This window comes from Pseudomonas sp. H3_E07 (genome assembly GCF_054668895.1).
In genome coordinates, this window is sequence record NZ_CP162795.1 from 2,514,017 (window position 1) to 2,537,424 (window position 23,408).

Here is a 23,408-nt window from a genome sequence, read left to right on the forward strand (position 1 = left end):
ACCAGGCGATCACGCCAGTTTTAACTTCACCCTTGTAGACCGTCCTGCCCACCCCCATATTGGGGCGACTGACGCGTGAAGGAATCCAACTTGAGCGAACTTCTCAACCGCCGCCTGGCCCTGCTCGGCAAGCGCGAACACCTCTCCCTGCTAGAGCAGTGCTTGCACGGCATCGAGCGCGAATGCCTGCGTGTCACCGGTGAGGGTCGACTGGCGCAAACGCCGCACCCTGAAGCCCTGGGCGCCGCGTTGACCCACGAACAGATCACCACCGACTACTCGGAATCGCTGCTGGAGTTCATCACTCCCGCCCTGCCCAACCCGGCCGATACCCTGAGCAGCCTGGACAAGATCCATCGTTTTGCCTACACCAAGCTCGGCAGCGAATACCTGTGGAGCCCTTCGATGCCATGCCCGTTGCCGGCCGAGGAAGACATTCCGATTGCCTACTACGGCACGTCCAACATCGGGCAGCTCAAGTACGTGTACCGCAAGGGCCTGGCGCTGCGTTACGGTAAGACCATGCAGTGCATCGCCGGCATCCACTACAACTTTTCCCTGCCGGAACAGTTGTGGCCGCTGTTGAAGGAAACTGAAGGATTTGTCGGCACTGACCGCGACTACCAGTCCAATGCCTATATCGCGCTGATCCGCAATTTCCGTCGCTACAGCTGGTTGCTGATGTACCTGTTCGGTGCTTCGCCTGCGCTGGACGCCGGTTTTCTGCGCGGTCGCTCGCACCAGTTGGAGGTGTTGGACGCCGATACGCTGTACCTGCCCTACGCCACCAGCCTGCGCATGAGCGACCTGGGTTACCAGAGCAACGCCCAAGCGGGCCTGACGCCGTGCTACAACGATCTGAGCAGCTACACCGATAGCCTGCGTGAAGCGGTGGCAACGCCCTACGCGCCGTACGTCGAAGTCGGCACGCATAAGGACGGTGAGTGGGTTCAGCTCAACACCAACATCCTGCAGATCGAGAACGAGTACTACTCCAACATTCGCCCCAAACGCGTGACCTACACCGGCGAACGGCCGATCCAGGCGCTGATGGCCCGTGGCATTCAGTACATCGAAGTGCGTTGCCTGGACATCAACCCGTTCCTGCCGATGGGTATCGACCTGCCGGAATCGCGCTTCCTCGACGCGTTCCTGCTGTACTGCGCGTTGAACGACAGCCCGCTGTTCGCCAACAACGAGTGCGGCAATGCGACCTCCAACTTCCTCAGTGTGGTCAAGGAAGGTCGCCGCCCCGGCCTGCAATTGCAGCGTCAGGGCCAGGCAGTGGACATGAAGGAATGGGCCGCCGAGCTGCTGGAGCAGATTGCTCCGTTGGCTGCTTTGCTCGATGAAGCCCACGGCATCACCGAACACAGCCAGGCGCTGGACGCTCAGTTGGCCAAGGTCGAGGACCCGTCCCTGACGCCATCGGCACAGGTGCTGGCGGCCATGGCCGAGCGCAAAGATAGTTTTGCGCAGTTCTCCCTGCACCAGAGCCAACTGCATGCCGAGCACTTCCGCAAGGAGCCCTTGCCGGCTGAAGAGCAGGCACGCTTTGAAGAGCTGGCGCGTCAGTCGCTGGTGCAGCAGGCGGAGCTGGAACAGAACGAAGTGGGCGATTTTGATGTGTTTGTCGGGTCATACCAGGCGAGCATTCTGGCGATCAGCAACTAAATCCTTACGCGGTCCGCTGTGGGAGCTGGCTTGCCTGCGATAGCATCAACTCGGTCTATCTGGAATACCGAGTTGTCTGCATCGCAGGCAAGCCAGCGCCCACATTTGCCCCTCAGCCTGAAGACCGGGTCCCACTTTTCTGCTCATAAGCTAATTCGAAAACGTTATTTATTTTCGGATTCTTAGATCATTTAGTCTCCTCGCATGCCGACCCTCGGCCGCCTGATTGAGGAGCTTCCCCTTGAAACTGCTTACCCCTTTGCGCCTCTTGGCCGCATTGTCCCTGGCCGGTGCCAGCCTGTTTGCCCAGGCGGCGGATGTGACCATTGCTTACCAGACCACCGTAGACCCGGCCAAAGTCGCCCAGGCCGACGGCGCCTACGAAAAAGCCACTAACGCCAAGATCAACTGGCGAAAATTCGACAACGGCGCCGACATCATCGCCGCCATTGCGTCCGGCGACGTGCAGATCGGCTACCTCGGTTCCAGCCCGCTGACCGCGGCGATCACCCGCAAAGTGCCGGTGGAAACCTTCCTCGTCGCCACCCAGATCGGTGGTGCCGAAGCCTTGGTGGCGCGCGACGGGTCGGGGATCAACGGCCCGCAGGACCTGATCGGTAAAAAGGTCGCGGTGCCCTTCGTGTCCACCGGGCACTACAGCTTGTTGGCCGCGCTGAAGCACTGGAACATCGACCCGTCCAAAGTGACCATCCTCAACCTCGCACCACCGGCGATCATCGCCGCCTGGAAGCGCGGTGATATCGACGCGACTTACGTGTGGGACCCCGCCCTGGGCGTGGCCAAGGAAAACGGCAAAGTGCTGATCACCTCCGGCGAACTGGCCAAGTTCGGCGCGCCGACCTTCGATGCCTGGATCGTGCGTAAGGATTTTGCCGAGAAGCACCCGCAAATCGTCACGGCTTTTGCCAAAGTCACCCTGGATGCCTACGCCGCCTACCGCAAAGACCCGCAAGCCTGGCTCGCCGACAAAGGCAACGTCGACAAACTGGTGAAACTCTCCGGCGCCAAGGCCAGCGACATCCCGCTGCTGCTGCAAGGCAACGTCTACCCGCTGGCCGCCGACCAGGTGACCCTGCTGGGCGCACCGACTACCCAGGCCGTGACCGACACCGCTGCGTTCCTCAAGGAACAAGGCAAAGTCGACGCCGTGCTGCCGGACTACGCCCCTTACATCAGCGCCAAGTTCATTACCCACTGATCAGGAGTTAATTGCGATGGCCTTGCTACAACTGGAGCGCATCAGCGCACAGTACCCAGGCGCCACAGAACCGGTACTGTCCGACATCTCACTCGACCTGGGGCCCCAGCAATTGCTGGTGGCCCTCGGCCCGTCCGGCAGTGGCAAGACTTCGCTGTTGAACCTGATTGCCGGCTTTGTCGAACCGTCTGCCGGGCGCATCACCCTCGATGGCGTGCCGGTCAAAGGCCCGAGCGCCGAGCGCGGCGTGGTGTTTCAGGATGACGCCCTGCTGCCCTGGCAGGACGTGCTGGCCAACGTGGGTTTCGGCCTGGAGCTGGCCGGCGTGTCCAAGGCACAACGTGAAGTGCGCGCTCGGGAAATGCTGGCCCTGGTGGACCTGGCCGGCTTCGACAGTCGTCGTATCTGGCAGCTCTCCGGTGGGCAGAAGCAACGCGTCGGCCTGGCCCGCGCGCTGGCTGCCGATCCTCGCGTACTGCTGATGGACGAACCCTTCGGCGCCCTCGATGCCTTCACTCGCGAACAGATGCAGGAGCTGCTGCTGCAAGTCTGGCGGCGCACGGCCAAGCCAGTGTTCCTGATTACCCACGACATCGAAGAGGCGGTATTCCTCGCCACTGACCTGATCCTGCTGGCGCCCAATCCCGGCCAGATCGTCGAGCGTCTGAGCCTGGACTTCGGCCAACGCTACGCTGCCGGAGAGTCGGCACGGGCGATCAAGTCCGACCCGCGTTTTATCGAAACCCGCGAACACGTGTTGGGCAAAGTGTTCTCCCAACGGCAGGTGTCCGCATGAGCAGCTACGAACTTCCCGTCATGACCGTCAAGCCGGCGGCGCACGCGCCTATCCCAGTGCGTCGCAGCTTGAGCACGCGCTGGATCAGCCTGTTGACCCTGGTCGCCTTGCTGATCATTTGGTGGGCCGTGACCGCTACCGGTGTGATCGAACCGCTGTTCCTGCCGCCGCCGTCCGCCGTACTGCAAAAAGGCTGGCTGCTGGCGACCACGGGCTACATGGACTCCACCTTGTGGCAACACTTGAGTGCAAGCCTCAGCCGCATCGGCCTGGGCCTGGGGTTTGCGGTGCTGACCGCCGTGCCGGTGGGGATCGCCATCGGCTCCAACCGTATCGCCCGTGGCATCCTCGACCCGCTGATCGAGTTCTATCGACCGATCCCGCCGCTGGCCTATCTGCCGCTGATCGTGATCTGGTGCGGCATTGGCGAGCTGTCCAAGGTGTTGCTGATTTACTTGGCGATCTTCGCGCCGATTGCCATCGCCACCGCCACCGGTGTGCGCACTGTCGACCCGGCCAAGCTGCGCGCGGCGCAGTCGTTGGGCGCCACCCGTGCCCAGTTGATTCGCCATGTGATCCTGCCGAGTGCCCTGCCCGACATCCTCACCGGCGTCCGCATCGGCCTGGGCGTGGGCTGGTCGACATTGGTCGCCGCCGAGTTGATCGCCGCCACCAGCGGCCTGGGCTTCATGGTGCAATCGGCGGCGCAGTTCCTGGTGACCGATGTGGTGGTGCTGGGCATCCTGGTCATCGCCCTGATCGCCTTCGCCATGGAAATGGGCCTGCGTGCCCTGCAGCGTAAATTAGTGCCCTGGCATGGCCAGGCACATTGAGTGATGAGAACAGTATGAGCAGCCTCACCATTACCCCCTTGAGCACCGCCTTGGGCGCCCAGATCAGTGGCGTCGATATCACCCGCCCGCTGAGCCTCGAACAGCGCGACGCCATCGAACAGGCGTTGCTCACCCACTCAGTGCTGTTCTTCCGCGGCCAGGAAATCAACCCGCAACAACAAGCACGGTTCGCGGCGAATTTCGGTGACCTGCACATCCACCCGATCTACCCCAACGTGCCGGAACAGCCTGAAGTACTGATCCTCGATACCGCCGTCACCGACGTGCGCGACAACGCCGTATGGCACACCGACGTGACCTTCCTGCCCACTCCGGCACTCGGTGCGGTCCTCAGCGCCAAGCAGCTGCCAGCATTTGGCGGCGATACGCTGTGGGCCAGCGGGATTGCGGCGTATGAGGCGTTGTCCAAGCCGTTGCAGCGGTTGCTCGATGGGCTGACGGCGACCCATGACTTCACCAAGTCCTTCCCACTGGAGCGCTTTGGCAACACCGCCGAAGACCTGGCGCGCTGGGAAGAAACCCGCAAGAAGAACCCGCCGCTGTCACACCCGGTGGTGCGCACGCATCCGGTGAGCGGCCGCAAGTCGCTGTTTGTGAGTGATGGGTTTACCACCAGGATCAATGAGCTGGAGCCGGCGGAAAGCGAGGCGATCCTGAAGCTGTTGTTTGCCCACGCAACACGCCCGGAGTTCACCATCCGCTGGCGCTGGCAGGAAAATGACGTGGCGTTCTGGGATAACCGCGTGACGCAGCATTACGCGGTGGACGACTACCGGCCGCAGCGGCGGGTGATGCATCGCGCGACCATTCTTGGGGATGTACCTTTCTAGAGACAACCAGCGATCAAAAGGTAGGAGCGGGCTTGCTCGCGAAGGAAGAGTGTCAGTCAACAGATTCAGCGACTGATCCACTGCGTTCGCGAGCAAGCCCGCTCCCACATTGACCGTGTACGCCAGGTTATTCAGCAGTAGATGGCTTTTCCCACAAGTTGATCCCACCTTCCTGCGCAAACCGATCAATCTCCGCCAGTTCTTCCGCGCTGAAGCTCAGGTTCTTCAACGCACCGACGTTCTCGATAATCTGCTCCGGCCGGCTCGCACCAATCAGCGCACTGGTGACCCGTGGATCACGCAGGGTCCAGGCCAACGCCAGTTGCGCCAGGCTCTGGCCACGACGCTGGGCGATTTCATTCAGCGCCCGCACGTGGGCGATGTTGGCTTCGGACAGGTGCTTGGCCTGCAGCGAACCACCGCCGGGACGGTTCACCCGCGCATCCGCCGGTACGCCGTTGAGGTACTTATCGGTCAGCAGCCCCTGGGCCAACGGCGTGAACGCGATCACACCAGCGCCGAGTTCTTCGGTGGTGTCCAGCAGGTCTTTTTCCACCCAGCGGTTGAGCAAGTTGTAGGCTGGCTGGTGAATCAACAGCGGCACTTTCCACTCTTTCAGCAGCGCGGCGATTTCGCGGGTTTTGACACCCGAGTAGGACGAGATGCCGATGTACAACGCCTTGCCTTGTTGTACGGCGGTGGCGAGGGCGCTGGCGGTTTCTTCCAGGGGGGTGTCGGCGTCAAAACGGTGGGAGTAGAAAATATCCACGTAGTCGACACCCAGGCGCTGCAGGCTCTGGTCGAGGCTGGCCAGCACGTATTTGCGCGAACCACCGCCCTGGCCGTAGGGGCCGGGCCACATGTCCCAGCCGGCTTTGCTGGAGATGATCAGTTCATCGCGGTAATGCTTGAAGTCTTCGCGCAGCAAACGGCCGAAGTTGATTTCGGCGCTGCCGTAGGGCGGGCCGTAGTTGTTGGCCAGGTCGAAGTGGTTGATGCCCAGGTCAAACGCGGTGCGCAGCAGGGCGCGCTGGGTGTTGATCGGGGTGCTGTCGCCAAAGTTGTGCCACAGGCCCAGGGACAGCGCCGGCAGCACTAATCCACTGCGACCTACGCGGCGGTACGGGATAGATTCATAGCGGTTTTCGGCAGCAATGTAAGTCATCGAATCCTCTCTTGGACGTCGGCAAATAAGGCCTGGGAATAAGGCTATTCCCAGGCCTTTCAACCAGCTGAATCGCTTAAGTCTGCCCGTCCTTTTTACAGCAATTTCCTACCAGAGTGGAACGACATAGCTGACATAGAAGCGGTTTTCATCTTGCACGGTCGCGCCGCTGATATCCGGGCTGGCGTGGGCGTTTTTCCAGGTAACGCCCAGGCCCTTGAGGGAGCCGGTGGGCACTTGATACGCCACGGCGACGTTGCGTTCCCATTCGCTGGTGGTGCCTTGCGCCGTTCGGATGTCATCGCCGTGGGCGTAGGCGGCTGAGAACGTCAGGCCGGTGAGGCCGAGTTTGCCGAAGTCATATTTGTACTGCGCCAGCCAAGTGCGCTCGCCGGCGTGCTGGAACTTGTTCAATTGCAGGTTGGTGAGTGCCGGGGTGTCAGCGCCTGAGCCTGGCCCCTGGCGGTTGTCGCCACTGTTCAGGCCGGAATCCAGGTACGGGAAGTCGCTGTCACCGCTGTTCTTCTGGATACCCAGACCGACGGTATGGCCGTCCAGGCTGTAGCTCTCAAGCAAACTGGCGGTGGTCTGGTTGATGCGTCCCTTGCTCGCGCCGTCCCCGTAGAGGCCAGAGGCTGCGTAGTCATTGTCGCCAGCCGCGTTGCCGCCCACACCCAAACTGCGGAACACACGCAGATCGGTGTCGATCGCGCCCACGGACAAGGCGTCATGCCGCTTGGCGCCCAGGAAGAACTGCTGGTAGTAATCCTCAAGGTTGGAGTACCACAGGCTGACCGTGGTGTTCTGGATGCCGGTGTAATCCGCACCGCCAAACAGGAAGCGATCGCTCTGTTGGGTGCCCCCGGCGGTGATCATGCCTTGGTCGCCGGTTTCGTTGCGGATCTTGGTCTTGAAGATATCGCCGCCGGTGAAAGTGAAGTCGCTGAGGTCCTTGGACACCAGTTGCACACCGGTGTTGGTCTGCTGGTACAGGCGCCCGTCCGTGTTGGCGAGTATCGGATTGTTGCCGTAGAGCGTGCCGACACGCAGTTCATCCTGGGCGAAACGCATCTTGAACGTCGGGCTCAACACACCGAACTGGTCAGCGGACTTGCCGTTGTCCAGCGGAAACATGCTGCCGGGGTAGCGGCCCTGGTGATCCTTGTCGTTGAGGTCGCCACCGGAGTCCAGCTTCAATCCATAGAACGCCTGCAGGTCCAGGCCAAAACCCACCGGGCCTTCGGTGTAGCCGGACTTGAAGTTGAACTCGAACCCCTGGCCCCAATCACGAATGCTGTGGGCCTTGGCGTTGCTGTTCACCACATCACGCCCCTGCTGGTTCAGGTAGCGATTGAGCAAGGTCACATCAGCGTGGCTGTCATCGATAAAGTCGGCGTGGGCGGACAGCATAAAGCTCGCCATGGCGGCACCCACCATAGGGCTTATCAACGTCTTCATTGTTACCGGTCTCCGTCACTGTGCTGAAATGAAAGCGTCAAACGCTTCACACAATTACGCAGTGGCCAGATGACAGTTCCGCGTCAAAACAGCGCCTTGACGGATGAAATTAAGTTTAAAAAAGCCCCGTAGAACGGGGCTTTGCGGGGAGTTGAGCGTCAGCGCACCAAGTGCAGGAACTGCAGGTGCCGCTCGTACTGGTCGAGGATGTCGTTGATGATCTGTTCCTTGGTGTAGCCCACCAGGTCATAGTCCTGGCTGCCCTCGGCCAAGTGCACTTCCGCACGGTAGTAGCGGCGGTTGTTGATCTCTTTGGAGCCCATGCCACCACGGGCAAATGACGGCGTGAAGTAGCCGCGCATCTGCACCTGGTAGACGAATGGACGCTCCTCGCCATGGCCGATTTCCAGGCTGACGCTGTCGTTGGACGGGTCAGGCTGAGTGACCACGTTCAGGCCTTTCTCGACGAACACCGCCGTCACCTCTTCAATCGCCGGGCGAACCGTCGATTCAAGGAAGCGATACACCTCATCCCGCGAAGGGAAGTGCACCGCCTGGCTCAAGCGCTGACGCCAGCCACCACGTCCCTTGCGTGCAGCAGAGACCGGTGCCAGCGAATGCAGCTGGGCGATCTGCTTCTGCGACTCCAGGTAGAACGCCTTGTGCAGCCCCCACATCATCAGCAGCAGGATCATCGAAAACGGTAACGAGGTCAGCACCACCGCTGACTTGAGCGAATCAATACTGCCCGCAAACAGCAAGGCACTGGTGACCAGCGCGGTCATCGCACCCCAGAACACCCGCAGCCATTTCGGCCCGTCTTCATCGGCGTTGCCACCTTTGGACGACAAGGTAGACAGCACCACGGTGCCCGAGTCGGCGGAGGTTACGAAGAACACGAAGCTGATGAACACCGTGACCGCGATAACCGTCTTGCTCCACGGGTAGGTTTCCAGCAGCAGGTACAGACTCATCGACGGGTCATCGATGGCCGACTGGCCGAGTGCGACCAGCCCGTGGTTGAGCACCTGGTCGATGGCGCTGTTGCCGAAGATCGACATCCACGCCAGGGTGAAGCCCAGCGGGATCAGCAGCACGCCGAACACGAACTCGCGGATGGTACGCCCCCGGGAAATACGCGCGATAAACAGGCCCACAAACGGCGACCATGCGATCCACCAGGCCCAGTAGAACACCGTCCAACCGCCGAGCCAGTCGCTGGGCTTGTCATAGGCGTACACGTCGAAACTCTTGGTCGGCAAGGCGCCCAGGTAGTCACCGATGTTCTGGATCAGGGTGTTGAGCAAATGCTGGGTGGGCCCGGCGAACAACACGAACAGCAGCAGCGCACAGGCCAGCAGCATGTTGATGTCGGACATCACCCGCACGCCTTTGTCGACGCCGGCCACGGCGACGATGATCGCGGCGCCCATCATCAGCGTGATCAAACCGACCTGGATCCACTGGGTATGGGCGATGCCAAACAGGTAGTCGAGGCCGGAGTTGAGGTGCAACACGCCGAAGCCCATGTCGGCGCCAAGCCCGAACACCGTAGCGATGATGCCAAAGCCATCCACCGCGTAACCGATCGGACCGTTGATGCGCTTTCCGATCAGCGGGTACAGCGCCGAACGCAGCGCCAGCGGCAAGTTATGCCGGTAGGCGAAATACGCCAGGGCCATGCCGACAAACGCGAACACCCCCCAACCGTGCAGGCCCCAGTGCAGAAACAGGATCTGCATGGCCTGGCGGGCGGCATCGGCGTTCATCGGTGCGCCTTGCGGCGGTTGCACCAGATGTGTCAGCGGCTCGGACACGCAGAAGAAAAACAGCGTGATGCTGATCCCTGCGGCGAACAACATGCCGGCCCAGGACAGGTAACTGAATTCGGGCTCGTCGTGGTCGGCACCGAGTTTTATCTTGCCGTAGCCCGATAGCGCGGTGACCACCACGAAGACCAGATACAGGGTCATCGCCAGCATGTAGTACCAGCCGACCGTATTGGCCGCCCAGTTTTGCGCCGCCAGCAGCCAGGCACCGGCCTGTTGCGGGATAGCGATGACAGTAATACCGAACAGCAGGATAAACGTCGCGGCAAAGTAGAAAACCGGCGCATTCATGCGCACCTGGCCGCTGGAAGGGGTGGACGATGCACTCATGAACGATGCACCCCGAGGGTATGAGATGTGGCTGTAAATAACGGACTCAGCAAAGGTAAGCCTCCTGTTGTGAGCGGGCAGCGAACCACCGGGTTTAACTTGAACGAGCATTCAAGTTAAACATAGGAAGGCGGTCTGGGACTAATCGCAGGGCCGAGTGGTAGATAATTCCTACACTAGCTCAAGGACTGGTATGACGGGTGCGGGAGGCAAATCGTTCAGCGATTACTGGCACAAATACGCGCTCCCACAGAGGATTGTGCGGGTTCGTTACTTTTGCGCGCCATCCTCATGCTGCAGGTTCGCCTGGGTGATATTCGCCCCCGCCGGCACGCTGCGGGTCAGCCACACGTTGCCGCCAATGGTCGACCCCTTGCCGATGGTGATGCGCCCCAGAATCGTCGCGCCGGCGTAGATCACCACGTCATCCTCGACAATCGGGTGACGTGGGTGGCCTTTCTGCAGCTGTCCGTCCTCATCCGCCGGGAAACGCTTGGCGCCCAAAGTCACGGCCTGGTAGATGCGCACACGCTCGCCGATGATCGCGGTCTCGCCGATCACCACGCCGGTCCCGTGGTCGATAAAGAAGCTCGGGCCGATCTGTGCGCCGGGATGGATATCGATCCCCGTGGCCGAATGGGCGATCTCGGCGCTGATCCGCGCCAACAGCGGCAAGCCGGCGCGGTACAGGTGGTGAGCCAGGCGGTGGTGAATCACCGCCAGGACGCCGGGGTAGCACAACAGCACTTCATCCACACTGCGCGCGGCCGGGTCGCCGTGGTAGGCAGCCAGCACGTCGGTGTCCAACAAGCTCCGCAGGGACGGCAAGGCCAGGGCGAAATCCTGGATCAGGCGAATGGCGAGCGCATCGACTTCGCTGTCATCCTTGGCGCCCTGCCGTGCGGCGTAGCGCAGTTCCAGACGGGCCTGGCCGAGCAAGGCATTCAACGCCACATCGAGGGTATGGCCGACGTAGAAATCTTCACTCTCTTCACGCAGGTCCACCGGCCCCAGGCGCATGGGAAACAGTGCACCGCACAACGACTCGAGAATCTGCGCGACCGCCTCGCGGGACGGCAACTCGCGGCCGCCATGCTCGCCACTCAAACGCCCATTGCGCGTTCGCCACTGGTCCCGGGCGCTGCGCAGTTGGCTGACGATGGTCTGTAATTGCCAATGACTGGAACGCTCACTCACGGTACTCACTCCTGAGGAAATGGCCATCACTTTACGGTATGCACCCTGGCCGCCCTTAAGAACCAATGGTGTGGTATCAAGAACCATCAGGAATAAGCGATTGACGGTTGCCCGATGAAAAGTGCCTGCCTATAGTCGCCCCATACTTATCAACCGTGCGTAGCCATGATCAAACAACAGCTCGACCGTTTTAACCGCCTGGAACTGCTGGGCGGCGCCACTGCCCTGGAAAAACTGGAGCGGCTGTCGGCCTGGTTGGGCAGGGACCTCTACGTCAAGCGCGACGACACCACACCGCTGGCCATGGGCGGCAACAAGCTGCGCAAACTTGAATACCTCGCCGCAGATGCCCTCGCCCAAGGCGCCGACACCCTTGTAACCGCTGGCGCTATCCAATCCAACCACGTGCGCCAGACCGCCGCGCTGGCCGCCAAACTCGGCCTGGGCTGCGTGGCCCTGCTGGAAAACCCCACCGGCACCGAAGACCCCAATTACCTGGGCAACGGCAACCGTCTGCTGCTGGAGCTGTTCGACGCCAAAGTGGAACTGGTGGAGAACCTCGACAACGTCGACGACCAACTCAACGCCCTCGCCGACCGCCTGCGCAACAACGGCAAGAAGCCATACCTGGTGCCGATCGGCGGCTCCAATGCCCTCGGTGCATTGGGTTATGTACGCGCCGGGCTGGAACTGGCCGGGCAAATCGAAGACAGCGGCATCGAGTTCGCCGCGGTCGTCCTGGCCTCCGGCAGCGCGGGGACGCACAGTGGCTTGGCGTTGGCCTTGAGCGAAGTGCTGCCGAACCTGCCCGTGATCGGTGTGACCGTCTCGCGCACCGACGAAGCCCAGCGCCCGAAAGTAGCAGGCCTGGCCGAACGCACCGCCGAGTTGCTGGGGGTGGAGATTCCCGAGGCGTTCAAGGTGATTCTGTGGGACGAGTACTTCGGCCCGCGCTACGGTGAACCGAACGCCGGCACCTTGGCAGCGATCAAGCTGCTGGCGAGCCAGGAAGGCCTGCTCCTGGACCCGGTCTACACTGGCAAGGCCATGGCCGGCTTGCTGGATGGCATCGGGCGTCAGCGATTTGAAGACGGGCCGATCATTTTCCTGCATACCGGTGGCGCGCCAGCGTTGTTCGCTTATGACTCGGCATTCTAAAAAAACGGACCCAGTTATTCTTAAAGCGAATAACTGATTTATTTTATATTATTTTCAAGTCTTAAAAACCGGCCTTATAGTCGCGCCGTAGGCGAAGACGCGCTACGCGCTTTAAGGCAGGATACGACCACTGCGTCACCTGCTTCGCTCAACATAAAAAACACAGGGGCTCTTCATGACTATTTCTGTATTCCGTCGCACGTTGTTGGTTGGCACTTTGGGCCTGGCACTCGGGGCTGGCCTGCTGGGCCAGGCAGTGGCTGGCGAGCAGTTGGATAACATCAAGAAAGCGGGCGAGATCAAGATCGGCCTGGAAGGCACCTACCCACCGTTCAGCTTCGTCGATGAAAGCGGCAAACTCAGCGGTTTCGAAGTGGAGCTGTCCGAAGCGCTGGCCAAGGAGCTGGGCGTGAAGGTCAAGCTGCAGGCCACCCCATGGGATGGCATCCTCGCCGCCCTGGAATCCAAGCGTCTGGATGCGGTCGTCAACCAAGTGACCATCTCTGAAGAGCGCAAGAAAAAGTACGATTTCTCCAAGCCTTACACCGTCTCCGGTATTCAGGCGCTGGTCCTGACCAAGAACGTCGGCACCATCAAGACCGCTGACGACCTGGCTGGCAAGAAAGTCGGTGTGGGCCTGGGTACCAACTACGAGCAATGGCTCAAGGACAATCAGCCTAAAGCCATCATCAAGACTTACAACGACGACCCGACCAAGTTCCAGGACCTGCGTATCGGCCGTATCGACACCATCCTGATCGACCGCCTGGCCGCCCTGGAATACGCCAAGAAAGCCAAGGACACCTCGGTGACCGGCGACGCCTTCTCCCGTCAGGAAGCCGGTATTGCCCTGCGCAAAGGCGAGCCAGAACTGCTCGACGCCGTGAACAAGGCCCTCGACAAACTGCGCGCCGACGGGACCTTGAAGAAGCTGTCCGAGAAGTACTTCAACGCTGACGTCACTCAATAATGGAAGCAGGTTTCCAACTCGCGCTGGACTCCGCGCCCTTTCTGCTCAAGGGCGCGTATTACACGGTGATCCTCAGCCTCGGCGGGATGTTTTTCGGTTTGCTGCTGGGCTTCGGCCTGGCCTTGATGCGCCTGTCGCGCTTCAAGCTGGTGAGCTGGCTCGCCCGAGTCTACGTGTCGTTCTTTCGCGGCACGCCCTTGCTGGTGCAGCTGTTCTTGATCTACTACGGCTTGCCGCAAGTGGGCATCGAGCTGGATCCGATCCCCGCCGCCATGATCGGCTTTTCGCTGAACATGGCCGCCTACGCCTGTGAAATCCTGCGCGCCGCCATCGGTTCCATCGAGCGCGGCCAATGGGAAGCTGCGGCCAGTATCGGCATGACCCGCGCGCAGACCCTGCGCCGGGCCATCCTGCCGCAGGCCATGCGCACGGCCTTACCGCCGCTGGGCAACAGCTTCATTTCGCTGGTCAAGGACACGGCGCTGGCGGCCACTATCCAGGTGCCCGAGCTGTTCCGCCAGGCGCAATTGGTGTCGGCACGGACCTTCGAAATCTTCACCATGTATCTCTCCGCAGCCCTGATCTACTGGATTTTGGCGAGCATCCTGGCGCATTTGCAGAATCGCCTGGAAGACCGGGTCAACCGGCATGACCTGGAGTCCTGAAGCATGATCGTGGTTGAAAAACTGACCAAACAATTCAAGGGCCAGGTGGTGCTCAACGGCATCGACCTGGAGGTCAAGGAAGGCGAAGTCGTCGCCATCATCGGCCCCAGCGGTTCTGGCAAGACCACCTTTCTGCGCTGCCTGAATTTCCTCGAACAACCCACCAGCGGGCGTATCAAGGTGGGCGACATCGAGATCGACAGCAGCAAGCCGGTCAACCAGCAGGCAAGCCTGGTGCGGCGCCTGCGCCAGCACGTGGGTTTTGTGTTCCAGAGCTTCAACCTGTTCCCCCACCGCACCGCGCTGGAAAACGTCATCGAAGGCCCCACCGTGGTCAAGAAGATGCCGCGTGAAGCCGCTGACGCCTTGGGGCGCAAGTTGCTGGCGAGGGTGGGCCTGGCGGGCAAGGAAGACGCCTACCCACGGCGCCTGTCGGGCGGCCAGCAACAGCGCGTGGCGATTGCCCGTGCGCTGGCGATGGAGCCGGAGGTGATTCTGTTCGACGAACCCACCTCGGCCCTCGACCCGGAACTGGTGGGTGAAGTGCTGGCAACCATCCGCAGCCTCGCCGAAGAAAACCGCACCATGGTCATCGTCACCCACGAGATGAGCTTTGCCCGGGATGTGGCCAACCGGGTGATCTTCTTCGACAAGGGTGTGATCGTGGAACAAGGCGAAGCCAAGGCATTGTTCGCCAACCCCAAGGAAGAGCGCACCAAGCAGTTCCTGAGCAAATTCCTGGCTCACTGACCGACCCTGTGGGAGCTGGCTTGCCTAAGATGCAGACACCTCGGTATGACGGATAAACCGAGGTATCTGCATCGCAGGCAAGCCAGCTCCCACACAAGCGTGTTCCTACAGAAACGCCTCATTGCACGTTGTAAAACACCCCGTCGTATCCATCTGAAACGCCCGCTCCCAGTCAGACCCTTCTGAATCTGCTCCAACCCGCCGTTTAGCCCTTTGCCGCCATTGACGCTCCTTGCCCAACCCTCTTATCTAGCGCCCAGAGGATTGGATCCTATCCCGGCTATTCACTGAATCGTTCTGTTCGGCCCACTGCGCTTACCTGCGCCAAAGGTCCGGAGCGAATGCTGCTGGCTGCATCAAGGAGATTACTTATGACGCACCCCCTGCTCACCGCGCCGACACTGCCTCAGGCCATCGGCAATGGCATCAATGCCCTGGCTGCCACCCACCTGCAGGTCGACATCGCACCCTATCCCGGCATGGACGAAGGCGACTTGATCGAGCTGTTCTGGAATAACTGTTTCGCCGCTTCACGTCGGATAACGGCCTGCAAGGTCGGCGCGTTCACGCACCTGCGGGTGCCGGAGAGTTTCGTGCTGGATGGCCCGGCCCGGGTGCATTACCAAGTGATGCAAGTCGGCCAGTGCCCGGCCCGCTCTGCCGTCAGGCGAGTACGTGTGAAGACCTGTTGTCCGGGCGGCCAACCGTCGCCACAGTACCTCGACGAAAACCAGAACCTCGCCCCCGTGGGCTTGCCCGACACCATCCGCCGCTTTGGCGTCAACGCCAGTCAGGTACGGCGCGGTATTCCCCTGACCATCGCGCCCTACCTGAACATGGACACTGGCGATGCGATCACCCTGCGCTGGGGCGATGTGCGCCTGGACCTGCCGAAGATCCAGGCCGTTGAAGTCGGTCTGGCGGTGCAGGTATGGGTGCCTTCATCAGTGATCACCGAAGCCGGCGACGACTGCCGACTGGAGGTGACGTACTGCGTTCTGGATCGCGTCGGCAACAATTCTCGCTGGGCGCCCTCGCGCACCCTACGCATTGCCGCCGGGGTGCCGCCCGCTGTGGCCGGGACGGTGCTGATCTATCAACCGCGGACACCGGGATCGCCCTGCGAGCCGGGGTAACAGACCTTCTATGCATATTCCCAAAAGTTAGTTTATTTATATATTTAACAAGCTTAGGGTATATGCACCGGACCACCGGACATCGCTGATTTTTCTTTTTTATTTCATTGAATGCGAGGTCGGTATGGTCAGGATCACCCCGGTGCACAACGCCAGGGCATTACGTGCAGCCAAGGAGCGGCGCTGATGTCTAACTTGGCTCAAACACCCCCCCAGAGCGATCAGGATGTTGCTCCCCTGCTGTTGCCGGCCACCGTGCTGCGCAACGATGCTGAGGCACTGAAAGCTGCCCATGAACTGGCCCAGGCTGCGCGCCTGCAAGCCTCCAAGCGCGACCAGCAACGCAAGCTGCCATGGGCACAGATCGAACAGTTCACCCGCAGTGGGCTCGGCAGTATTTCCATTCCCCGTGAGTACGGCGGCCCGCAGGTGTCTTTCGTGACCCTGGCCGACGTGTTCGCAATCATCAGCGCGGCAGACCCAGCCCTCGGGCAGATCCCGCAGAACCACTTCGGCATCCTGCACCTGCTGCAGGGTGCCGCCACCGAACGCCAGAAAAAGCTGCTGTTCCAGAGCGTCCTCGACGGCTGGCGCATCGGCAATGGCGGCCCGGAACGCGGCACCAAAAACACCCTGGAACTCAAGGCGCGCATCACCGCCGAGGGTGATGGTTATGTGCTCAGCGGTCAGAAGTTCTACTCAACCGGAGCGCTGTTTGCGCACTGGGTGGCCGTCAAAGCATTAAACGATGACGGCAAGCAGGTCATGGCGTTTGTGCGTCGTGGCACCGAAGGGCTGCGCATCGTTGACGACTGGTCAGGCTTCGGTCAGCGCACCACCGCCAGCGGCACCGTGCTACTGGACCAGGTGCCAGTGGACGCCGAACAGGTCGTGGAAAACTGGCGTATCGGCGAGACACCGAATATCCAGGGCGCCGTCTCCCAATTGATCCAGGCGGCCATCGACGCCGGCATCGCACGCGGCGCACTCGACGACACCATCGCGTTCGTACGTGAACACTCGCGCCCGTGGATCGATGCCAAGGTCGAACGCGCCAGCGATGACCTGTATGTGATCGCCGACGTCGGCAAATTGAAGATTGAATTGCACGCCGCCGAGGCCCTGCTGCGCAAGGCTGGCCAGGTGCTTGACCAGGTCAGCGCCGCGCCGATCACTGCGCAGTCCGCCGCCCGTGCCTCGATTGCCGTGGCCGAGGCCAAGGTGCTGACCACCGAAGTGTCGCTGCTGGTCAGCGAAAAACTCTTCGAGCTAGCCGGCAGCCGCGCAACGCTCGCGGAGTTCAACCTCGACCGTCATTGGCGCAACGCCCGCGTACACACCCTGCACGACCCGGTGCGCTGGAAGTATCACGCGGTGGGCGCTTATCGCCTGAACGGCACCTTGCCGGCTCGTCATTCCTGGATCTGACCGACCAGACATCTGGAGAACACCATGACTTTCTCTCACCCCGTCGCGGTCATCACCAGCGACGAACAAGCCCTTATTGTCGCCAGCGACCTGGCCGAAGATTTGCGCCGCGACAGTGCCCAGCGTGACCGCGAGCGCCGCCTTCCCCTGCCCGAACTGGAGGTGTTTTCGCGCTCCGGCCTGTGGGGTATCAGCGTACCCAAGGCATTCGGCGGGGCGGGCGTTTCCAACGTCACCCTGGCCAAGGTCATTGCCCTGATCGCCCAGGCGGATGCGTCCCTGGGCCAGATCCCGCAGAACCATTTTTATGCACTGGAAGTGCTGCGCGTGAACGGCAGCCCGGCGCAGCAAAAGCGCCTGTACGCCGAAGTCCTCGCTGGCCAACGCTTCGGCAACGCCCTGGCGGAACTGGGCACCAAGACTGCCCACGACCGCGTCACCAAGATCACCCGCGACGGTGACGGTTTCCGTATCAGCGGCCGCAAGTTCTACGCCACCGGCGCGATCTACGCCCAGCGCATCCCCACCTCGGTGGTGGATGAACAGGGCGTGCAGCAACTGGCTTTTGTCCCGCGTGACAGTGAAGGGTTGAGCGTGATCGACGACTGGAGCGGCTTCGGCCAGCGCACCACCGGCAGCGGCTCGGTGGTGTTCGATAACGTGTGGGTCGCCGCACAGGACGTGATCCCATTCCAGAGCGCCTTCGAGCGCCCTACAACCGTCGGCCCGCTGGCGCAGATCCTCCACGCCGCAATCGACACCGGTATCGCCCGCGCGGCCTTTGAAGACGCACTGCACTTTGTGCGCACCAAGACCCGCCCGTGGATCGATTCCGGCACCGACAAAGCCACTGACGACCCACTGACCCTGAAAAGCTTCGGGCACCTGAGCATCCGCCTGCATGCCGCCGAGGCACTGCTGGAGCGTTCGGGCGAATTCCTCGACCGCGCCCAGGCCGACAGCAACGCCGAGACTGTTGCAGCCGCCTCCATCGCCGTCGCCGAAGTACGCGCCTTGAGCACCGAAATCTCCCTGGCCGCCGGCAGCACCTTGTTCGAACTCGCAGGCAGCCAGGCGACCCTGGCCGAACATGGCCTGGACCGCCACTGGCGCAACGCCCGCGTGCACACCCTGCACGACCCGGTGCGCTGGAAGTATCACGCGGTGGGCAACTATTACCTCAACGATGAGAACCCACCACTGCGGGGGACCATCTGATGAGCAAAAAGAAGATCCTGCTCAATGCGTTCAACATGAACTGCATCGGGCATATCAATCATGGCCTGTGGACCCATCCACGGGACACGTCCACCGAATACAAGACGATCGAGTACTGGACCGAACTGGCCAAGACGCTGGAAAGGGGGCTGTTCGATGGCTTGTTCATCGCCGATATCGTCGGCGTGTACGACGTCTATCAGAATTCCATCGACGTGCCGCTCAAAGAGTCGATCCAGCTTCCGGTGAATGACCCGCTGCTGCTGGTCTCGGCCATGGCGGCCGTCACCCGAAACCTCGGCTTTGGCCTTACGGCCAACCTCACCTACGAGCCGCCTTATCTGTTCGCCCGCCGCATGTCGACGCTGGATCACCTGAGCCGTGGCCGAGTCGGCTGGAACATCGTCACCGGCTACCTCGACAGTGCCGCCAAGGCCATGGGCCTGACCGAGCAGGTCGAGCATGACCGCCGTTACGACCAGGCCGATGAATACCTGGAGGTGCTGTACAAACTCTGGGAAGGCAGCTGGGAAGACGGCGCGGTACTCAATGATCCGCAGACGCGGGTGTATGCGCAGCCGGGCAAGGTGCACAAAATCGAGCATCACGGCGAGTTCTACCAGGTGGAGGGTTATCACCTGTGCGAACCGTCGCCACAACGTACGCCGGTACTCTTCCAGGCCGGCAGTTCGGACCGTGGTTTGCTGTTCGCCGGCCGGCATGCCGAATGTGTGTTTATCAGCGGGCAGAACAAGGCCGCGACCAAGGTCCAGGTGGACAAGGTACGCGCCAGCGCCGTGGAGGCCGGGCGCAACCCGGATGACATCAAGGTGTTCATGGGCCTCAACGTAATCGTGGGCGCCACTGAAGCGCTGGCCTGGGAAAAGCACGCCGAATACCTGAGCTACGCCAGCGCGGAAGCCGGCGTGGCACATTTCTCGGCGTCCACCGCGATTGATTTCGCCCAGTACGAGCTGGACGAGCCGATCCAGTACGTAAAGAGCAACGCGATCCAGTCGGCCACCAAGAACCTGCAAAACAACGACTGGACCCGGCGCAAGTTACTGGAACAGCACGCCTTGGGCGGACGCTACATCACCTTGGTCGGCTCACCGGAACAGGTCGCCGATGAGCTGGAATCCTGGATCAGCGAAACCGGCCTGGATGGCTTCAACCTCACGCGCATCGTCACGCCGGAAAGCTACGTGGACTTCATCGACCTGGTGGTGCCGGAGTTGCAAAAGCGTGGGTCGTACAAGACCGCCTATGAGCACGGCACGCTGCGCGAAAAGGTCTTCCATGGCAGCGCCCGCTTACCCGAACAGCACACCGGCTCCACCTACAGACACTAATCAAAAATAGATCCTCATTGCTCGTACCTACACCTTATGACTGGAAATCGACTATGAAAAAGACACTGCTTACCCACCCAGTCAAAGCACTGGCACTGGCCTTGGGTTTGTTCAGCTCGGTGGTGTTCGCCGCCGAGGCACCGTTGAAGATCGGCACCACCGCAGCCTTCGCCATTCCCCTTGAGGCCGCCGTTGCCGAAGCCGGCAAGCAAGGCCTTAAGGTTGAACTGGTGGAGTTCACCGACTGGATTGCCCCCAACGTCAGCCTGGCGGCGGGGGATATCGACGTGAACTACTTCCAGCACATCCCGTTCCTGGAAAACGCCAAGGCCGCCGCCGGCTTTGACCTGGTGCCGTACGCGCCGGGCATCATCAACAACGTCGGCCTGTATTCGAAGCAGTACAAGAGCATCAACGACCTGCCCCAGGGCGCCAGCGTGGCGATTGCCAATGACCCGATCAACAGCGGCCGCGGCCTGCAACTGCTGGCCAAGGCCGGGCTGATCACCCTTAAACCGGGCGTAGGCTACAAGGCCACCGAAGAGGACATCGTTTCCAACCCGAAGAAGATCAAGATCCTGCAAGTCGAGGCCGTGCAACTGGTACGCGCCTATGACGATGCCGACCTGGTGCAGGGCTACCCGGCGTATATCCGCCTGTCCAAGACCTTCGATGCCGAGTCGGCACTGCTGTTCGATGGCCTTGACCACCCGGAGTACGTGATCCAGTTTGTGATCCAGCCCAAGAGCAAGACCGACCCGCGCGTGATCAAGTTCGTCGACATCTACCAGCATTCGCCCGCCGTCCGTGCGGCGTTGGACAAGTCACTGGGCAAGCTCTACCAGGTCGGCTGGGAAGATAAAAAATGACCGCCGCCAACGCCCAAGTGCGCGACCTGGGCTTGCCGCCCAGGGACGCCGAGCAGACAGAACTGCACCCTGACTTGAACCGTGCCCATGTGCGCTTTATCAACCTGGGCAAGACCTACGACGGCACCGTGCATGCCCTGCAAGGCATCGACCTGGCGATCCAGCGCGGTGAAGTGTTCGGCATTATCGGCCGCAGCGGCGCCGGCAAGTCGTCGCTGATCCGCACCATCAACCGCCTGGAACAACCCAGCAGCGGGCGCGTGCTTATCGATCAGGTCGACATCGGCGCGTTCGACGAAGACCGCCTGGTGGCGCTGCGGCGGCGCATCGGCATGATCTTCCAGCACTTCAACCTGATGTCGGCCAAGACCGTGTGGCAGAACGTCGAATTGCCGCTCAAAGTCGCCGGCATCCCCAAGCTGCAGCGCGAGCAGAAGGTGCGTGAACTGCTGGAACTGGTGGGCCTCAAGGACAAGCACAAGGCCTACCCGGCGCAACTCTCCGGCGGGCAGAAACAGCGCGTGGGCATTGCCCGTTCGCTGGTCCATGACCCGGAGATTCTGCTGTGCGACGAGGCCACCTCGGCCCTCGACCCGGAGACCACCCAATCGATCCTCGGCCTGCTGCGCGAGATCAACCAACGCCTGGGCCTGACCATCGTGTTGATCACCCATGAGATGGCGGTGATTCGCGAAATCTGCGACCGCGTGGTGGTGCTCGAACACGGGCGCATCGTCGAGCAAGGCCCGGTGTGGCAGGTGTTTGGCGATCCGCAGCACGCGGTCAGCAAAACCCTGCTGGCACCGCTGCAACATGGGCTGCCGGAGGAGTTGCAAAGCCGTTTGCAGGCCAGACCGGCGACCGCCGATGCCGCAGTGGTGCTGCGCCTGCAATTCACCGGCAGTGATACCGACGAGCCGGACCTGGCCGCGTTGTTCAGCGCCCTCGGCGGGCGCGTGCGCTTGCTGCAAGGCGGTGTGGAACGTATCCAGGGGCATGCCCTCGGGCAACTGCTGCTGGCGGTGAACGGCTCGCCGCACACGGCTGAAGAACTGCGCAACCGCGCTGGGAATTGGGCGCAACAGGTGGAGGTGCTGGGCCATGTGGTTTGATCGTTTAGTGCAGGGCGCCATCGACACCTTGTTGATGGTCGGTGTGTCGTCGCTGATCGCGTTGCTGGTGGGGATTCCGCTGGCGGTGTTCCTGGTCACCAGCGACAAGGGTGGTATCTACCAAGCCCCAGCGCTGAACCGCGTACTGGGAGCGTTCGTCAATCTGTTCCGCTCGATTCCGTTTCTGATCCTGATGGTGGCGCTCATACCGTTCACCCGGCTGATCGTCGGCACCACTTACGGCGTGTGGGCGGCGGTGGTGCCGCTGACCATCGCCGCGACGCCGTTCTTTGCGCGTATCGCCGAAGTGAGCCTGCGCGAAGTCGACCACGGCTTGATCGAAGCCGCACAAGCCATGGGCTGCCGGCGCTGGCACATCATCTGGCATGTGCTGCTGCCCGAAGCGCTGCCGGGGATCGTCGGCGGCTTCACCATCACCCTGGTGACCATGATCAACTCCTCGGCCATGGCCGGGGCGATTGGCGCGGGTGGGTTGGGGGATATTGCCTACCGCTATGGTTATCAGCGCTTTGATACGCAGATCATGCTGACGGTGATTGTGCTGCTGGTGCTGCTGGTGGCGGTGATTCAGCTGGGCGGGGACCGCTTGGCGCGGGGGCTGAACAAGCGCTGAGCACTCGTTTGTACCTGTTAAGGCTGACAGTTGTTGGGTGACGTTTTCGCGTATCTAATCGGTTTGACACCGTCAGGCGCAGTCGACTGGACATGGTATATAGTCAGCATTTGGCCCTCGAAGCATCCCCCATGAAACTCGCCCCCGACGACCTCAACCAGATCACCGCCACCACCCTCGGCCACTACAACAGCGTGGCCGAGGACTTCCGTGAAGGCACCCGCGACCACGACGTGAGCCAGAACATCGACGCGCTGCTGCGGCATATCCAGGGTACAGCGCCGTTTACCGTGCTGGATTTCGGCTGCGGGCCGGGCCGGGATTTGCAGACCTTTACGCGCAGGGGGCATATCGCCGTGGGGCTCGACGGCTCCGAGCGATTTGCGCAGATGGCGCGGGAAGACAGTGGCTGTGAAGTGTTGCAGCAAGACTTTCTGAAGCTGGATTTGCCTGCCGAGCGCTTCGACGGGGTGTTTGCCAATGCGGTGCTGTTTCATATTCCCAAACAGGAGTTGCCGCGTGTGCTCAAGCAACTGCATGGAACGCTGAAACCTGGCGGCGTGTTGTTCAGTTCCAATCCACGCGGAGAAAACCAGGAAGGCTGGAATGGGCCGCGGTATGGGTCTTATCACGACTTGGCGGCGTGGCAAGCACTGCTGACGGCGGCGGGTTTTGTGGAGCTGGAGCATTACTACCGCCCGGCTGGGCTGCCTTTGGAGCAGCAGCCTTGGCTAGCCAGCGTCTGGCGTAAACCGTAGAGCCGA

21 protein-coding genes are annotated in these 23,408 nt (G+C 61.5%); 17 read left to right on the top strand and 4 right to left on the bottom strand.

The annotated features are described in order from the left end of the window. Positions 1 to 90: 90 nt before the first annotated feature. The 5 genes from gshA (at position 91) to tauD (ending at position 5,373) form a co-directional block, all read left to right on the top strand. The gene (gene gshA / locus AB4O08_RS11390) at positions 91 to 1,674 is read left to right on the top strand and encodes a glutamate--cysteine ligase (protein ID WP_460114131.1); all 1,584 of its coding nucleotides are present in this window, start codon (positions 91 to 93) and stop codon (positions 1,672 to 1,674) included. A gap of 241 nt (positions 1,675 to 1,915) precedes the next feature. Further along, the gene (gene tauA, locus AB4O08_RS11395; protein WP_010214099.1) at positions 1,916 to 2,893 is read left to right on the top strand and encodes a taurine ABC transporter substrate-binding protein; all 978 of its coding nucleotides are present in this window, start codon (positions 1,916 to 1,918) and stop codon (positions 2,891 to 2,893) included. A gap of 16 nt (positions 2,894 to 2,909) precedes the next feature. Further along, positions 2,910 to 3,689, top strand: coding sequence for a taurine ABC transporter ATP-binding subunit (gene tauB, locus AB4O08_RS11400; RefSeq protein WP_021491618.1), 780 nt, complete (start codon positions 2,910 to 2,912; stop codon positions 3,687 to 3,689). Beyond that, positions 3,686 to 4,522, top strand: coding sequence for a taurine ABC transporter permease TauC (gene tauC, locus AB4O08_RS11405; RefSeq protein ID WP_431480242.1), 837 nt, complete (start codon positions 3,686 to 3,688; stop codon positions 4,520 to 4,522). Before tauB ends, tauC begins: the two co-directional genes overlap by 4 nt. Before the next feature lie 14 nt (positions 4,523 to 4,536). After that, the gene (gene tauD / locus AB4O08_RS11410) at positions 4,537 to 5,373 is read left to right on the top strand and encodes a taurine dioxygenase (protein WP_010214103.1); all 837 of its coding nucleotides are present in this window, start codon (positions 4,537 to 4,539) and stop codon (positions 5,371 to 5,373) included. A gap of 127 nt (positions 5,374 to 5,500) precedes the next feature. Here the strand turns inward: tauD and mgrA are convergent, their stop codons facing one another. The 4 genes from mgrA to epsC all read right to left on the bottom strand — a co-directional run bounded on the left by mgrA (position 5,501) and on the right by epsC (position 11,352). Further along, positions 5,501 to 6,538, bottom strand: coding sequence for an L-glyceraldehyde 3-phosphate reductase (gene mgrA, locus AB4O08_RS11415; protein WP_460114132.1), 1,038 nt, complete (start codon positions 6,536 to 6,538; stop codon positions 5,501 to 5,503). Between the two features lie 108 nt (positions 6,539 to 6,646). Next, a complete protein-coding gene (locus AB4O08_RS11420) occupies positions 6,647 to 7,975 on the bottom strand; it encodes an OprD family outer membrane porin (RefSeq protein WP_021491620.1) in 1,329 nt (442 codons plus the stop codon). 179 nt (positions 7,976 to 8,154) lie between these two features. Continuing rightward, positions 8,155 to 10,116, bottom strand: coding sequence for a choline BCCT transporter BetT (gene betT / locus AB4O08_RS11425; RefSeq protein ID WP_206759194.1), 1,962 nt, complete (start codon positions 10,114 to 10,116; stop codon positions 8,155 to 8,157). A gap of 309 nt (positions 10,117 to 10,425) precedes the next feature. Further along, on the bottom strand, positions 10,426 to 11,352 hold the full coding sequence (gene epsC, locus AB4O08_RS11430) for a serine O-acetyltransferase EpsC (protein WP_021491621.1): 927 nt from the start codon (positions 11,350 to 11,352) through the stop codon (positions 10,426 to 10,428). A gap of 165 nt (positions 11,353 to 11,517) precedes the next feature. Here epsC and AB4O08_RS11435 point away from each other — a divergent pair, with 165 nt between their 5' ends. From AB4O08_RS11435 to AB4O08_RS11490, 12 genes are all read left to right on the top strand, one after another. Next, a complete protein-coding gene (locus tag AB4O08_RS11435) occupies positions 11,518 to 12,510 on the top strand; it encodes a D-cysteine desulfhydrase (protein WP_154847479.1) in 993 nt (330 codons plus the stop codon). 175 nt (positions 12,511 to 12,685) lie between these two features. After that, a complete protein-coding gene (gene tcyJ, locus AB4O08_RS11440) occupies positions 12,686 to 13,480 on the top strand; it encodes a cystine ABC transporter substrate-binding protein (RefSeq protein WP_010214111.1) in 795 nt (264 codons plus the stop codon). Beyond that, positions 13,480 to 14,145 (top strand): cystine ABC transporter permease, encoded by a 666-nt coding sequence (gene tcyL, locus AB4O08_RS11445; RefSeq protein ID WP_010214112.1) that lies wholly within the window; start codon positions 13,480 to 13,482, stop codon positions 14,143 to 14,145. Before tcyJ ends, tcyL begins: the two co-directional genes overlap by 1 nt. 3 nt (positions 14,146 to 14,148) lie before the next feature. Then, complete coding sequence (gene tcyN, locus AB4O08_RS11450) at positions 14,149 to 14,895, top strand: L-cystine ABC transporter ATP-binding protein TcyN (RefSeq protein ID WP_010214113.1); 747 nt, start codon at positions 14,149 to 14,151, stop codon at positions 14,893 to 14,895. Positions 14,896 to 15,266: 371 nt separating this feature from the next. Next, the gene (locus tag AB4O08_RS11455; protein ID WP_010214115.1) at positions 15,267 to 16,031 is read left to right on the top strand and encodes a hypothetical protein; all 765 of its coding nucleotides are present in this window, start codon (positions 15,267 to 15,269) and stop codon (positions 16,029 to 16,031) included. A gap of 186 nt (positions 16,032 to 16,217) precedes the next feature. Next, entirely contained in the window at positions 16,218 to 17,459 is a 1,242-nt protein-coding gene (locus tag AB4O08_RS11460; protein ID WP_010214117.1) for an SfnB family sulfur acquisition oxidoreductase, read from the top strand. Positions 17,460 to 17,483: 24 nt separating this feature from the next. Beyond that, positions 17,484 to 18,677 (top strand): SfnB family sulfur acquisition oxidoreductase, encoded by a 1,194-nt coding sequence (locus AB4O08_RS11465; protein WP_047544209.1) that lies wholly within the window; start codon positions 17,484 to 17,486, stop codon positions 18,675 to 18,677. Further along, positions 18,677 to 20,029 carry an LLM class flavin-dependent oxidoreductase gene (locus tag AB4O08_RS11470; protein WP_010214121.1) on the top strand — a complete coding sequence of 451 codons (1,353 nt, stop codon included), beginning with the start codon at positions 18,677 to 18,679 and terminating at the stop codon, positions 20,027 to 20,029. Before AB4O08_RS11465 ends, AB4O08_RS11470 begins: the two co-directional genes overlap by 1 nt. A 53-nt stretch (positions 20,030 to 20,082) precedes the next feature. After that, positions 20,083 to 20,898, top strand: coding sequence for a MetQ/NlpA family ABC transporter substrate-binding protein (locus tag AB4O08_RS11475; RefSeq protein ID WP_010214122.1), 816 nt, complete (start codon positions 20,083 to 20,085; stop codon positions 20,896 to 20,898). Then, positions 20,895 to 22,010: a methionine ABC transporter ATP-binding protein gene (locus AB4O08_RS11480; RefSeq protein WP_010214124.1), complete on the top strand. Its 1,116-nt coding sequence runs from the start codon at positions 20,895 to 20,897 to the stop codon at positions 22,008 to 22,010. The genes AB4O08_RS11475 and AB4O08_RS11480 overlap by 4 nt, the downstream gene beginning before the upstream one ends. Beyond that, positions 22,000 to 22,644, top strand: a complete 645-nt coding sequence (locus AB4O08_RS11485; protein WP_010214125.1) for a methionine ABC transporter permease — start codon at positions 22,000 to 22,002, stop codon at positions 22,642 to 22,644. Before AB4O08_RS11480 ends, AB4O08_RS11485 begins: the two co-directional genes overlap by 11 nt. 131 nt (positions 22,645 to 22,775) lie before the next feature. Continuing rightward, the gene (locus tag AB4O08_RS11490; protein ID WP_010214127.1) at positions 22,776 to 23,402 is read left to right on the top strand and encodes a class I SAM-dependent methyltransferase; all 627 of its coding nucleotides are present in this window, start codon (positions 22,776 to 22,778) and stop codon (positions 23,400 to 23,402) included. Positions 23,403 to 23,408: the final 6 nt, after the last annotated feature.